The organism is Bacillus cereus group sp. BfR-BA-01330 (assembly GCF_022663885.1).
Taxonomy (GTDB): domain Bacteria; phylum Bacillota; class Bacilli; order Bacillales; family Bacillaceae_G; genus Bacillus_A; species Bacillus_A cereus.
In genome coordinates, this window is sequence record NZ_JAKUGK010000009.1 from 56,723 (window position 1) to 72,354 (window position 15,632).

Genomic DNA, 15,632 nt, shown 5'->3' on the forward strand with positions numbered 1-15,632 from the left:
AGATAGATTTATAGCCATACAATATAGAAATTCATTAACTTTTATGACACTAACTAAAAACACATATTTCACTAATCTTCCTCTCACTATTATTGATAACTATTATCAACATTATTAAAACATAAAATAACGATTTAAACAACAATTTTAAATACAAATTTAAAATTGTTGTTTAAAAAAATTAAAAAATTATAGAATTCTTCATTTCGAGAATTACTATATTTTCAATTACTTATTACAGCCTATATTCAGATACATTATTTCCTTTCCATTCATAATAATCTAAAATTCCTTCATAAATGGCTTCTGCTGCAATTTGTCTGCCATTTTCCGTAGATAATTTACTGTAATCAATACCATTATCTATAAATGCCAGTTCCGTCAACACAGCTGGCATGTCATTTTCCCTTATAACATGAAGGTCTCCATGTTTAACTCCTCTGTCTCGTGTTTGAAGTGCCTCTACTAAACGTGTTTGAATTTTTTCCGCTAAAACACGACTTTCTTCCACATGAGGATTTGTTTTTTCAGATTTAGAAGATTTATAGTAATATGTTTCTGTCCCTTTTGCATTACCATTAAAAGCATTTGCATGTACGCTTATAAAGATATCACCCCGATTTTTTTTAGCAAATTTAACACGTTCCTGTAAAGAACTTTTTTGATCATGTCCTGGTCTATTATCAGATTGACGAGTTAATAAAACTGTAAATGGTGTATGCTTTTCAAGTAATTGTTGTAGACGTAAAGAAGTGTCTAGTACAATCTTACTTTCAGGTAATCCCTTTGTGGATTTCCCAGGATCTTCGCCACCATGTCCAGGATCAATAATAATTGTTTTGCTTTCTAATGGGTTTTTTTGACGATGTTGCATCATATCTGTTTTTGCAGTAAGTTGAGCAGCTTCAGCACGTGTTATAAATCTATTTGGTTGCCAACCGTTCTCAGTACCATTGGAAATTTTCAAACCGATTAAAATATTGGCATATTTTTCTCCCCAATGCCCTTTTAAATCTTCAAATTTAACCTGCTCATTATGATTTGGTGTGCTTTGTAGTTTATATGCATTTACTAGCATCGTAGCCATAGCAGCGCGAGTTACTTTTCCGGATGGATTGAAGATTCCATTACCCTCACCTTTAACAATACCAGCTTTTTCAGCAGCAGCAATATACGGAGTCGCCCAGTGGTTTTGTGAATCTGTAAATGATGGTTTTGCATTAGAGTCAATTTGTAGACCTAAAACTTTTGTCATAATTTTTGTAGCCGAAGCTCTGTCTAATGAGTCATTTGAACCGAAAGTTCCGTCTGGATAGCCATTCAATACCTGTTTATCAACTAAATAATTAACGGATTTGTCCGCCCATGCAGGAACATCTGGGAACTTATGAGTATTTGCAAATGTATTAGATGAGTAGGATAATAGACTTCCAGCAAGAATTCCTGTAGCAATTAATTTGTATTTCAAAATGTAACACCTCTATCAAGTTATTACAATTTGGTAAATATATCATTTATAATTAATCTTTAAATAATACGACCTTGAATAAAGGATAGATTAAGTTCTTCGCATTACTATATAGCAGATAATGAATTTAAAATCGAACTATTACTCCAAAAATAATCCTCGGACATACACTTATAGATAGAGATTATTAAATATAATTACCAACATCGTGTAACCAGTATAGTTACTTATATATATGAGTGTCAATTAAAATAACCTTACACTTTTGTAAGATAATCACCTTAATAGTAAACCAAGTAATTATTAAATAATATAAATAGTTACTACATATAATAAAATAATAATCTTAAATTTTGAACAAAAGCTAATTATTTTGATAGAAAAACAACTTATAATAACCACATTTTTAACAATGCTTTTGAATCCTACTTTACTCTATAATTCTCTGTTATATCCCAACGTGAATGCTCCTATACTATAGTCAATTGCTGCAATGAATACTACAACTTATAATATTGTATTCCCTCAAAAAACATCTCTAGAAGCCACCTAAAGTAGCCTTTATTAATACACCCACACAATCCATCTTTTCACCCCCTTAAGACATCCTCAAATTTTACAAGGAATGAAAAAAGAAGAGGGATACCTTCCCTCTTCACCAAAAAAATTAAAAAACACCTTAATTTATATCCCCTGCCCTTTACAATCTCACGTCTATTGATAGCCAGTTTAATTCTTCAATTCTATTTTTGTAGATCCATATATTCTTCTAAAGTCTGTTTTTGTTTATATATAGTTCTTAACAGAAAGACTGTATATCCTTCTATTTGTTTGACATCATTAAAATGCTCACAGATATAAATAAATTCTATTCCTACATATAGATAAAAAATCTAAAAATTTATATAATAAGATTAGAAGTGTAGCATATTATTATTGAAGGGTCTTGGTATAATGCTAGGCATTAATGTAAAAAAAACAAATGAAAAGTTAATTATTTCATGGCAATTGGCGGAGATTACAATTCCATTACGTGATGTGATTGAGGTTACCGAAGATGCTACCTATGCTGGTGTTGAAGAAATAGATGTAATACGTATTGGAACAGCTTATGGGACAACAGACCGTATTTTAATTAAAACAGTAAAACAAAATTATGTATTATTTACTACAAATAAAGTTGCTATTTTAAATGCCATTCACGCTTAAATATAGGAGTCTTCTTGGCTAAAATGATAAAAATAAGCACATCTTGTTATAAAAACAGATGTGCTTATTTTTTAATTTCTATGCATTTTTACGTTTTAAGAAAATCACTCCACCAACAATTAACAGTAATGCTCCTGCAGCCATAGAGATCCAACTTGTAAGATTAGTACCTGTTTGCGGTAACCATCCAATTTTAGATTGAATTTCTTTCTTAAGTTGTGGTTGTTCTTTTACTTGCTCGTTAGGTTGCTCTGGTGTTGTCGTATTTTTACCTGAATTTGGCTGTTCTGGTTTTGGTTGTTCCGATTTTCCCTCTTTAAATTTCACTGTTTGTCCCTTATCTTCAATTTCAGCGTGAATAGCTACTAATATATTATCTTGATACAGTTCTTCAAATACTACTACTTCTTTACCTTGTAATGCAGAAGCATTGAAAGTGAAGTCTAATGTGATAGAACCATTCTTCTCTTTAGCAGTAAACTTAGATTCTACTGTTACTTCTTTACCATCAACTAATAATGGCTTGTTTGTTGCTTTATCCACTAGTTTACCTTTTACTACGTACTCTTTACCCACGATTAAGTCTTTGTATTCCACTTTATCTTGGATTGTTACAGATTTAGAAGCATCTAACTCTTTAGAACCATCAGCTTTGTTTGTTGCTGTCGTTTTAATAAAAGGTTCTACAAATCGAACTGTTTGACCTACATCGTTAATGTCAGCATGAGTTGCAATTACTTGCCCTTCATGTAATAAGTCTTCGAACACAACTACTTCTCTTCCTTGCTGTTCAGCACCAACAAAAGTAAAGTCTAATGTTACAAAACCGTTCTTTTCTTTTGCAGTAAATTTAGTCTCAGCTGTTACTTCTTTACCATCAATTAGTAATGGTTTGTTAATAGCTTTGTTCATTAATTTTCCTTTTACAGTGTACTCTTTACCAACAACTAAGTTAGTGTACTCCACTTTATCCTGGATTGTGATAGAATCCTTTGAATGAATCTCTTTTCCACCATCAGCTTTGTTTGTTGCTGTCGTTTTTACTGATGGCTTAACGAACTTAACTGTTTGACCTTTATCATTGATATCAGCATGTGTCGTAACAACTTTTCCGTCTTTCAATAACTCTTCGAATACTACTACTTCTTTTTCTTCTAAACCAGTTGCATCAAAAGTGAAATCTAGTGTAATAGAACCATTTGCTTCTTTTGGTGTAAACTTCGTTTCAGCAGTTACTTCTTTACCATTTACAACTAATGGTTTATTAGTCTCTTTATTCATTAATTTACCTTTTAAAGTATACTCTTTGCCTACTTGTAGGTCTTTGTATTCCACTTTATCTTGGATTGTTACAGACTTAGACGTGTGCATTTCTTTTGTACCATCTGTTTTATCAGTAGCTTTTGTTTCTATTGAAGGAATCTTTTCATCTTTGACAATGTGTTTAATGATTTGACCATTCTCTTTAATTTCAAAAGAGAACGTTTCTTCATTTAATACATAACCTTTTGGTGCAACAGTTTCTTTATATGTGTATTTTCCAAATGGTAACTTTTCAAATTTAGCGATTCCTTTATCGTCTGTTTTTCCTTTTACTACTTCTTTTCCTGCTTCGTTATAAATCGTAAATTCTGCATTTGGAAGCTTGTTATTTCCATCAGCTACATCTACCTTTGTAATTTCTAGATCACCTTTGATAAGATGATTAACTGCCAATAGCTCAATAATCTTTCCATGTTCCTTTATTTCGAACATAATTGGTTCTTTAACAAGAACGTAACCATTTGGAGAAGCCTTTTCTACAAATGAATATTTACCATACGCTAAATCTTTGACGTTAATCTCACCATTTTTATCTGTCTTATATTCCCCAACTACTTTTCCACTTGCATCTTTTAGCTCGAATGCTGCACCTTCTAATTTTTTACTAATATCTTCATTATCTACTTTTAGTAATTTTACACTACCTTTCACTTCGGTATTTTCCACTGTAAAAGTAAGTGTTTTATTGTGCTCTTTAATTTCAAAAGGATGCTTTGTTTTATTTCCAATATATCCATTAGGTGTTTTTGTCTCTAAGAAATAATATTTACCATACGTAAGACCTTCAACGTTTGCAATTCCATTTTCTTTTGTTACTACTTTTTTCACTTCTTTTCCATCTTCAGTGAAGACTGTGAATTCAACATTTGGTAAAATCTTTCCTGAATCACTAAGCTTTTTAATTTCGATGCTACCTTTTACTTTGTTATTTACTATTTGGACAGCTCCTGTTTCTCCTGTCTTAACTTCAATAGTTTGTGGTTTATCATCTGAAACATAGCCTGTTGGTGCTTTAATTTCTTTTAATGTGTAAGTACCAATTGGTAAGTTGTTTAATTCTGCCATACCATCAGCACCAGTCGTGATTTTTCCGACTGATTCATTATTTACATTAAAGACCTCAAATACTGCACCAGCTAAAACTTCTCCATTTTCTCCAACCTTTTTAATTTTTAAAGAACCAGCTGCTTCCCAATTTACTGCAAGATCACTACTAAGCTTTTCTTCATTTCTCTCTAATAGTACTGTAGCATTCTGAACAGTATCCGTACCACGGTAAGCAATTGCTTGAACTTTAGTTAAATTAGCAGCAACACTTAAATTAAATTCACCCGTTTTTGTATTCTTAGGAATTTGGATACGAAATTTTTCTCCAACTGAAAGCTGATCTTTCACTTCTCCATTTTCACTTACAATTCTAACTCCATTAGGTGTATTTTTCGCTACTACCTTATAAGAACCACTCTTAGCATTTGTTTGTACTGAATATAGATTTGTTTCGAAGAATTCACCCTTTAATTCTGCTTTTTGCTTTTCAGCAGGAATCACATTCATAAAAACATCTTGAGTCTCTTCACTATTATTAGCATTACTAATAATAGCCTTAGCTGCTTTTTCAACATTTTTATTCTCATGTTTTAATTCATTTACATCGAGTTGACCTAATGCATTCCAAACCGCAAGTTGCGTTGCATAATGCGCTTCATTTTTATTAGCTACTCCCAGCTGTTCAGCACTTTTTTGCGGGAAACCATTTAATAAGACTCTATATACTACATTATCTGTTTTCCCCATTTCAGGAAGATCTTCACCATTTGGTGATTTTAATCCAAGGGTTAAGCAATAAGCAATTTGACCACTTGAATTTTTAATCATTTCAGTGCGAATGTACTTACCTAGACTATTACTATAACTCCAGTCCATTGAATATTTCTCATGCGTCATAACCTCTGCACTAGCCCTAGGTAAAAATACATTAAGGAATAATGCCAGTACTGATAATAATGTAAAAACTCTTATAATGACTCTCTTACCCAATTTTGTAACCTCCCTAGAATAAATTAATCCGAGTATATATCGCAATATCTAAAACATTCACGATCGACCCATTTATCATTATAAAACAATAAATTACAAATATTAAATAATTTTAATAAAATAGTCAAAAAATTTACACATTTTATTATTTATCAAGTTTTTTAACGAATTTACTATATACAAATTCTAAAACACGCCTACAATTTAAAAGACAAATATGTATGTTAAATATATAAATAGCAATTCCTTTACTCCAGTTATTAAGCTTTCCCCTATTAAAAATATCCTCTTCATTTTCTTGTTAACCTGAGTAACTTATACACCTCTTCTAATCTATTACACTCCTCCATTTAAATATAAAGGTGACTTCTCGTTCAAAGAATAAAGTGAAACTTTAATCCTCCCGATTCCCATCTAACTTCTTTGCTTTCATTGAATTTTTGGGCGGGAGTCTTACTGCCCCAAAATAGCGGGATACATTATGCAATATTGCATTTGATAATCATTTTCAGTGTAACTATAATGATTACAGGATTACTATTAATCCAATATTCTACATGGAGGTTTTATTATGTTTAAAAAAATTATTGTATCTTCTATGGCGCTTACTATGTTCGGTGGAGCTGCAACTATGCTAGAGGCACCTACTGCTCAAGCAGCTTCTTATAACTCAACGTCATCCTCTTACTTTGATGTCACTCCTGAAGAGGCCGTGGCTTTCTATCAATCTCAAGACTATAAAAAATTAAAAGTATTTTTGGATGACTTTGAAGCAAGAAACCCTTATACTCCAGGTGGAGGCTACGCTCAAGGGAGTGTACGTATGCAAAAATTCAACGATGCTCTTAGAGATGCAAAATTAACAAATGTCTATCAAGAATTTATTAGAATCTCATACTACAATCATTATCCAGAACCAAAATAATAACAACGGATTAAATGTTTATTATTTCTATAACTTAGCCTAATTTTAAATGTATAACCTAAAAATAATTACTAAAACCACTCATATAAGGGTGGTTTTTCTATTTCCCCATATAATTTAGCGGAATGTTACATCATCTTTATTTTAATATGTTTTATAGTAGACATTCTCTAGTTGACACAATCTAGTAGGTTAGCAATGGGAATATCAAAATATATTTATAATTATTTTCTGTTTAATAGCAAAAAACGAACACCCTCTCACAATTAGATAAGGTGCTCGTTTTCATTTTTATCGGTAATTCTCAATTCACTTTAGCTTCTTTCCAATAAGTAAAGATTAAATTAACTTAAAAACAAAGCGTTTTAAATTTAATTCATAGATCTTACTGAAACTTGGAATTGCCCCTTAGAACCATCATCATTTGAAACGTAAATTTTATATGTTCCATTCGGCAATGGAGATAAAGCATTCCGTACATTTGTAACATTAATTTGTTGTTCTCCAGGTTTTATATAACCACCAACAATTAGCTCTGTATTTGGACCTTTTACACTATATCCCATTGTATTTTGACCATTATTTTTCATAGAAAAGCTTAAGTCAGTACTCCCATCATATACGAAAGAAGTTACAGCCTCGCCACTATAATCCATTGTTTGGGTTAATAATAAGTCTGCAGAAACATGTTCAACTACATGAATTGGATCATTCGTTTTGTGTACTTCTTCAGCATAAGTATTATTCCCTAACACACCAAGTGTTAATGCTGAAACTACTCCACAACTAAGCACTAGTTTATTTAACTTCATTTTAAGTTCCCCCTTGATGTTTGTATTCTATTACCATCATACATCCTTTTTAAGTGCGTTTTTATGTAATAATTCATATCTATAAACCTATATATTTTAACTTTCCGCCTTAATAGTTATTGAGAAAGCCACATAGATAAAGCTACAATATTACACTTCATAAAAAACTTATAAATTTTAAAATCTTTTTCTAATAAAGTTTTATACGAGGAAGTACCAAAATACTCAAATAAATAGCATTTCTATTTCAGATAAAATGTACTAATAAAATTTTTCTAAAATTTCACTTTGTAATTTGATATATTCCATGTTAATATAACGAAGGCTACAAAATAGGAGTCACCACACATATCATTTTCACAGAATATTCATACTTAAAGAACCTTATTTTATCAGTAACTCAATCCCAATTTTACCTATACAAAAGTTAGTTTATAATTTCATATGCACATGAATTTAAATAGATTTTTTATCTATTATTTTTTCTATTTTCCTTATCGATTTTAATACGAGTAATATAACAGCACTTTTCAAGTACCCTTCCTTTTTAGATAAAAAGTCTACTAATACTAAACATCTTTGTCCAACTCATACATAATTCTACTTACAAACTATCGGAGATGCAAAACTATGGGAATTTCTACTCTTTTATTAAATACCTTTATTATAATAATTTGTATCCTTAGCTATCACGTACTCTGGCTAGAGTTTAAAGAAAAAATAACATGTAATAATATGTTATTTTCTATCCTTTCCTCCATTGCTATTATTTTTTGTATGACTTTTCCTTTTCATTTACATGTGGGATTTATTTATGATTTACGTTTTATTCCTATTATATTAGTTTTTCTATATGGAAATACAAAAAACATTGTTTTTATAGGAATTTTATATCTTTCTTACCGGTTTTACTTAGGCGGAAATGGCGTTCTTCCATCATTTATTATCTTCACTATTATTTTGGGTATAACAATGCTCTTTCGTTACTTATTACCTATGTATTTTAAAGAAAAAAAGATATTATTAAGCTTACTTCTTATTTTAGTATGTACAGCTTCACTTTCTATTTGCGGTATTGTAACTCAAATAAATACAGGAGGTAAAATAGACTCTACTCTCATAGAATTTTTATTAAATTATATAGTCATTAATATTTTCACAGTATTATTATCAGTTTATTTTATAGAGGAAATGATTGAGAAATATAAAATGAAAGAAAAACTGCAACGGGCTGAAAAATTTTATATAGCTAGCGAACTAGCAGCGTCAATTGCACACGAAATCCACAACCCACTAACCACGGTACATGGATTCACTCAATTATTAAATGAAAAACATGCCTCTAAGCTATCTCAGGAGCAATACTTAGAAATCATGTTAATTGAAATGCAGCAAATACAATCTACTATTAATAACTATTTATCTTTAACCAAACCACAGAACACCCTAAAAGAGAAAATAGATATTAATCACATTTTAAATCAGGTGAAAGATACTATTTCACCACTCGCTCTGTCATACAAAGTTGAAATCAAACAAAATAGTACAGATTCCTTTTATATAAATGGGGACCCCGAAAAATTCAAACTCTGTCTAAACAACATCATCCAAAACGGAATTGAGGCTATGAAAAATGGTGGATTATTACAAATAAATATACAAAAAGTAAAAGAAAATATCATAATTGATATTATTGATTCAGGAATTGGGATGTCATCTCAACAAATAAAACGAATTGCTTTGCCATTCTATTCAACAACAGAAAAAGGAACTGGGCTTGGTACTATGATTGCTTATAGTATTATTAGAGAATTAAACGGAGATATAGAGATAGAGAGTGAATTAGGTAAAGGGACACGTTTTTCTATTAGTATCCCTTGCTAACGTGATAACAATTTTCTATTTAGTTAATTACATAAAAGGATCAGAGTATATCTATTGTTACAGATATACTCTGATCCTTTAGTTTAATTCAATTAAAAACACTTAATATTTATAACTTTTCTTACATCGTGATGAAATACTAGTTCATCGATTTTATCTCATTTACTGATTAGATTTGTTTAATGTAAATATAATATCTCGCGATACTTAATTTGTTATTATCATTAGGGACATTTCCTGCAGTTGTTTTTTCATTAAAGTACAGACCTTGTGCCATTCATTGAAAAAGACAACTCCCTTTTTACTACTTCACTTCCACCGTATAATTCCCTGTTCCACCACCATACTGATACACATGTAAATAATACTTCCCTGGATACGTGTAGTAACTACCTACTAGTTTATTCCCTTGTTGCTGAGCATACGTAACATAATTATTTAAATCTGCTTCAGAATAAAGTACCCAGTTCATTCCGATATTATTTTCATTCGTTACGTTAATTTGAAGGTTTTTAGCATTCTCCACATTAATTTCAAAGAAGTCACTTGTATCGCCATTTCCTAAACTAGCATGTAAAACTTGATTTAACTGCAGTTTGTTTGCTGTTTGGAATGAGTTATTCGGTTCTTTTTCTACACTGTTATCTTCTTTCTTTTGAACAGTTACAGTCGCTGTAGCAGTATTAGTTGCTCCTTTATCGTCTGTTACTGTTAATTTAGCCGTATACGCTCCTTCTTTTGTATATACGTGAGTTGGATTTTGCTCATTACTTACTGCTCCATCACCAAACTCCCATTTATATGAAATAATTTTCCCATCTTCATCTTTTGATCCGTTGCTTGTAAATGAAATTGCTTCATTTACATTTCCACTATACGGACCGTTTATAACCGCAACTGGTGCTTTATTCTCTGCCCCTTCTTCCGTATCAATACCATGGAACACAACATCATATTCAAATTGTCCTGATGCATTCACGCGATAATTTACGAAGTATGCTGTTACTGTTTTATAGCCTGTCCATTCCTTTACACTTAAACGTTTTAACGTATCATTAACGTTTTGTGTAATTGTTTTCCAATCTTCATATTCTCCTTTTGCTGCAGTTCCTGTATATGTTCCTTGTAGTGTGAATGTATTAAAGAACTGTGATTTATTTTTCTTCACTGATACATTTTTCAATTTTGCTTCCGCTGTTATTTCTGCTGCAATATCTGAAACTGGCTTCGATGCATGATTCGCTAAATAATCGTCTGATACTAATGGCACATTATACTTCTCACGATTATCAACTAGCATTTGCATATAGTCTTGATATTCTTTATTTAAATTCGCATCTTTACTTAATGTAGAGCGATATGCATCATATGCTGTTACATCATTTTTCCTAATAAGATCATGTATTTTATCGAACATATCATATCTCTTATTGTACATATACGATTGTAAAGCAAAGGAATAATTATAGAAATCCCACGTTCCATACTTTGCATTTAACGTTCGCTCTGCCGTATAACGCTCTGCTGGATTTGAAGATAATCCTCCTATAATACTCTTTCTCGGTACAACATTATCCGTTCTCGTTGCCCCTGCAAAAAATTCAGCATTCCCTTCTTCAAACCAAGATAATCTTTCATTTTCATATATTTTCCCTTGTCCCCATAACCCTGGTACTTCATATCTGCCTTGTAAATAATGCGTGAACTCGTGTCTGAATAATTCTTCTAAACTATAAATACTTTCTTCTGGCGTACGCTCATAAGTAAAGAACGTACCTGTTCCTTCTATATAAAGACCACCGTTATTCGTTTCATAACCGTACAATTGACGATTAAATTGATATTCTGCTGGGCTATTATAAATAACCATCGTTAGTACATCATCAGGATTTCCTTTTTCTAAAGGTTGATCACTTTCAACCGTACGATGGAATTGTGCCTTCACTTCTTTTGCCGCCCAATATAAACGTTTTACTTTTTCTTCTGTCACTTTATCTCCAGCTTTTAAAACAATTGCCCCATCATCAAACGTATACGTTTTTGGCAAATATTTTTTCTTTCCATCTTCTCTTATTTGATCTAAATTCACCACTTTACCATTTGCATCTTTTCCGCCATAATTCGTTGCGATTTGCTCAGCAGCTACGAAATATTGCTCCCCTAAATACGGATAAATTTTCATCGCATCTGTTACAACTTGTAACCCTTTCGTTCCTGTACTATGGAATGTACCGAGTCTACCTGTATAATAAATGCCATTATTAATAAGCCAACCGTTTTTTGCTGTAATCGTTCCCATTAATGCAAAACGACTTAGTTCATTAATATAACTATCTATTTTCTGATACCATACTGTATCTTTCGGTGCTTTCCTCGTATCGTACAAATACGATTGAATGTCGTAATCAACACCTTGCATAATATCGTAAATAGCATTTCCAGCTGAAAGATTATCTACTAATGTAGAAAAATTATCATTATATTGTTTAAAAATCTTTGCAGCTGATGTTATCGTTTCCACATCACTCGAAGCGTTTCCTATTAACTTTCCGTATGATGATACCACTCTATTTTGCTCTAATGTACCCAGCTTGAAATTTGAATTGTTAGCTATCGCTTTTAATGCAGGTAAGCATTTATCATGATAACTCCGTTCATTTAATTTACTAAGTTCCGAATTATAAAATCCTAAATAAAATCCTGAACGCAATACCTCCACTAATGTCTCAATCCCTTTTGAATCATCCTTCGTATAGGCTTGTCCTTGCTGCTTCAATTTATCAATAATCGCCTGCATCCTACTATCATTTTGATAGAATGCTAGACTGTCTGTATTAAACTGAAATAGCCCCGTAATTTGCTCCCAATCAATTGTTACAAGTAAATCTACTAACTGCTGATTGCTTAATTGATTTAATTCAGCAATTGTATAAGTTTTCGCTACAGCTAATTGCTTACTTTCTTTTTTCACCTCAGGTGGTCTTTGTGATAAATCGGCAAATTGTAGCCTTTTCTCAAAAGACTTGCTTTCGAGCACTTTCGATGAATGAGCTAATTCTTGTACTGGTAGTTGTACACCGACTGGCTCCATTTTGAGCACATTTCGATAAGAAACTTGCTCTCCCTTAGTATCTTCTGCCAAACTGACCCCTTGAAAACTCCCTAACATTAAACTAGCAAAACTTACCCCTACTAACATTTTCTTTGAATAGCTTTTCATGCTCTCCCCTACCTTACATTTTTAGTGTCCCGCTCCATTATTTTACTATTTTTACTTTTTGTCCTGTATTGAGAAAAAATAAGGTAACGTTCACACATATATTCATTTCATGTAAAATTAACGCTTGACTTTCCGTGCATTTTAGATCAAAAAAAGATAGATAATAGCAAAATTTCTGCTACATCTATCCTCGTTTTCAACACTATGATTTTAACTTTATAAACGTAACTTCCGGTAATGTTTGCATATGCTGAATAAACTCATTCTTTTCTTCTGACGATATATTTTTCAGCTGCATTCCTACCTTATAAACAGTTTCTGTACCTTGCTGTGAAGCTTCCACCTCATATGAGAGTATTGGGATGCCTTTCACTTGTAGTGTTTCTAATATTTGTTGTATCGCTTCATGTTTATTTACAAACATTTGCACTGTTATATTTTGTGGAAATAGAAATTGCACCTTAAAAATACGACTTACAATTTCTAAACCAATTAAAACGAGGATCGTCGCTCCAATGCCTACTACATACATTCCCGCTCCAATTGCTAATCCTATACCGGCAGTAGCCCATAAACCAGCCGCGGTCGTTAATCCTTTCACCGCCTGCTTTTGAATAATAATTGTGCCTGCACCTAAAAAACCAACTCCACTAACGACTTGTGCTGCAATCCGACTTGGGTCTAGAGACGTATGCTCTTCATACACAATATCTGAAAAGGCATATTTCGAAACAACCATTATTAACGCACTTCCTACCGCTACGAGGAAATGAGTCTTTAATCCAGCTTCTTTCGATCGAATTTCTCTTTCAATACCAATCATTGCTCCTAACAAGCCAGCAACACCGATTCGTATAATAAAATCAAAATCTACACTCACGGGCACTTCCCCCTTTCATTCATTATAGATAGATAAAACAAAAATTATCACAAACATCCATTTATCACCATGAAAGAATACCACTAAAATACACTTAATACTCCGACTGTTTTATGTTAATATTTTAAATATTAACATAAAATAAATAACTCATGATTTTAAACCTTCACTAATTTTCTAAAAAACCAAAGGTGGATTGCATGAAATTAGGTTGATAAATTTTAGAAAACGCTTTCATTTTGTTTCATAATTTTTTATAAAAAATACATAAATAAAGGAGCTTACTAACAATGAACGTCTCGTTACTTACACCTACTACTGATTTACAAGAAGAATACTTAGATTTCTATAACGAATGGAAAGATAGCGGTGAAACAATGATCCCGTGGGTTATCTCAAAAAATCCTGCCAACTTCCCAGCTATGGTTCAAGAACTTCTCGATGCGCATAACGGAATAAATATCCCTGAAACTTGGGTACCAGACTCTACATATTGGCTTGTTACAGATGAAAATAAAATTGTGGGAGCTGTTAATATACGTCATAGTTTAACCGAACATTTATTTAACGCTGGCGGTCATATTGGTTATGGCATTCGCCCTTCTGAAAGAAGAAAAGGTTATGCTACGAAGTTACTAGCATTATCATTAGAAAAAACGAAGGAATTAGACATCACGAAAGTACTTGTCGTTTGCGACGCAGTGAATACCGCTTCTGAAAAAACGATTTTACATAACGGCGGGCTTCGTGATGATGATTTCACTGAGGAAGATGGGAATGTAGTAAGAAGATATTGGATTGAGCTATGAATGATCACAAATAAGCGAGAAAGTGATTATACACTTTCTCGCTTATTTTACACTGCTTCTATTTCAAACTGCACTGTAATACCACTTGGATCTACCACCACAAACCCATTTGTAGTTTCATTTATTTCATGTTGTTTTTCTATTAATCTTTCTTTCACTTCATCTAACGCTTCTTTATACGGTAGTACAATCGTATACACCTTTAGCCCAGTTGCATGTACTGGTGGGTGTGGATTGTTTACTCCGTTCCACGTATTTGCACCAATATGGTGATGATATCCCCCTGCTGAAATAAATAAGCAATCCTCTTCACGCTGTTGTACTTCAAAACCTACTGTTTCCACATAAAATTCATGTGATTTCTCTACATCAGCTATTCGTAAATGTACGTGCCCAACGACAGTATTAGCAGGCAAACCATCAAACTCATAATCAACGAATGTTGCCAATTCTTTTAAATCAAGTGGTGTACTTCCTCCTGGCCCTTCTCCCCATCGATCGCGCGGACGGTCTGCATAAATTTCAATACCATTCCCCTCTAAATCTTGCAAATAAAAAGCTTCGCTATATGTATGATCACTTGCACTATTAAACCTTGAAATTGGTAAAATTTCATTTGAATATGTATAACGCCCTTCTTGCTCAGCCGGGCTGTCAATTACATTCTTATTACGAAGAACCCCAAATAGCGCAGAAGCAAAAGCTTCACGAGTCGGAACTAAAAAGGCTACATGATATATACCAGTCGTACGCGGTTCTTGCAGTACCCCGTCCTCTAACTTTTCAAGAACAAGTAACGCATTCTTTCCACCTTTTCCAGATAAATATGCTTTATTCCCCTCTTGCTTAATTACCTCTAATCCTACAACATTCTCATAAAAAGCAATTTGACGCTCTAAATCTTTCACTTTAAATTCAACATGACCAATACGTGTTTTCGGATGAATTTTTACCATGAATAACTTCATCTCCTTATCCCTATATTTTCCCATTACATATAACCGTTACTATGAAGGATACAACTAAAATCATCCTATGTAAATAAGAAAAGTCAGAATTTACATA

General features: G+C 32.3%; 10 protein-coding genes. 4 read left to right on the top strand and 6 right to left on the bottom strand.

The annotated features are described in order from the left end of the window. Positions 1 to 235 precede the first annotated feature (235 nt). Positions 236 to 1,468, bottom strand: a complete 1,233-nt coding sequence (locus MR112_RS23720; RefSeq protein ID WP_000875660.1) for an N-acetylmuramoyl-L-alanine amidase — start codon at positions 1,466 to 1,468, stop codon at positions 236 to 238. 954 nt (positions 1,469 to 2,422) lie between these two features. Here MR112_RS23720 and MR112_RS23725 point away from each other — a divergent pair. Next, the gene (locus MR112_RS23725; protein ID WP_242245507.1) at positions 2,423 to 2,677 is read left to right on the top strand and encodes a SunI/YnzG family protein; all 255 of its coding nucleotides are present in this window, start codon (positions 2,423 to 2,425) and stop codon (positions 2,675 to 2,677) included. Positions 2,678 to 2,755: 78 nt separating this feature from the next. Here MR112_RS23725 and MR112_RS23730 read toward each other — a convergent pair whose 3' ends face one another. Beyond that, positions 2,756 to 6,037 carry a VaFE repeat-containing surface-anchored protein gene (locus MR112_RS23730; protein ID WP_242245508.1) on the bottom strand — a complete coding sequence of 1,094 codons (3,282 nt, stop codon included), beginning with the start codon at positions 6,035 to 6,037 and terminating at the stop codon, positions 2,756 to 2,758. Positions 6,038 to 6,608: 571 nt separating this feature from the next. Between MR112_RS23730 and MR112_RS23735 the strand changes: the two genes are divergently transcribed. Then, positions 6,609 to 6,962, top strand: a complete 354-nt coding sequence (locus tag MR112_RS23735; protein ID WP_000473483.1) for a hypothetical protein — start codon at positions 6,609 to 6,611, stop codon at positions 6,960 to 6,962. 371 nt (positions 6,963 to 7,333) lie between these two features. Here the strand turns inward: MR112_RS23735 and MR112_RS23740 are convergent, their stop codons facing one another. Next, a complete protein-coding gene (locus MR112_RS23740) occupies positions 7,334 to 7,774 on the bottom strand; it encodes a hypothetical protein (RefSeq protein WP_000773522.1) in 441 nt (146 codons plus the stop codon). A 630-nt stretch (positions 7,775 to 8,404) separates the two neighbouring features. Between MR112_RS23740 and MR112_RS23745 the strand changes: the two genes are divergently transcribed. Then, entirely contained in the window at positions 8,405 to 9,658 is a 1,254-nt protein-coding gene (locus MR112_RS23745; protein ID WP_000513034.1) for a sensor histidine kinase, read from the top strand. A gap of 304 nt (positions 9,659 to 9,962) precedes the next feature. Here the strand turns inward: MR112_RS23745 and colA are convergent, their stop codons facing one another. Both colA and MR112_RS23755 read right to left on the bottom strand, forming a co-directional pair. Continuing rightward, on the bottom strand, positions 9,963 to 12,878 hold the full coding sequence (colA, locus tag MR112_RS23750) for a collagenase ColA (protein WP_078187639.1): 2,916 nt from the start codon (positions 12,876 to 12,878) through the stop codon (positions 9,963 to 9,965). A gap of 202 nt (positions 12,879 to 13,080) precedes the next feature. Continuing rightward, a complete protein-coding gene (locus MR112_RS23755; RefSeq protein ID WP_000109728.1) occupies positions 13,081 to 13,758 on the bottom strand; it encodes an MgtC/SapB family protein in 678 nt (225 codons plus the stop codon). Positions 13,759 to 14,048: 290 nt separating this feature from the next. Between MR112_RS23755 and MR112_RS23760 the strand changes: the two genes are divergently transcribed. Beyond that, positions 14,049 to 14,567 carry a GNAT family N-acetyltransferase gene (locus tag MR112_RS23760; RefSeq protein WP_001103118.1) on the top strand — a complete coding sequence of 173 codons (519 nt, stop codon included), beginning with the start codon at positions 14,049 to 14,051 and terminating at the stop codon, positions 14,565 to 14,567. A gap of 47 nt (positions 14,568 to 14,614) precedes the next feature. Here MR112_RS23760 and MR112_RS23765 read toward each other — a convergent pair whose 3' ends face one another. Then, positions 14,615 to 15,559, bottom strand: a complete 945-nt coding sequence (locus MR112_RS23765; RefSeq protein WP_139256967.1) for a VOC family protein — start codon at positions 15,557 to 15,559, stop codon at positions 14,615 to 14,617. Positions 15,560 to 15,632: the final 73 nt, after the last annotated feature.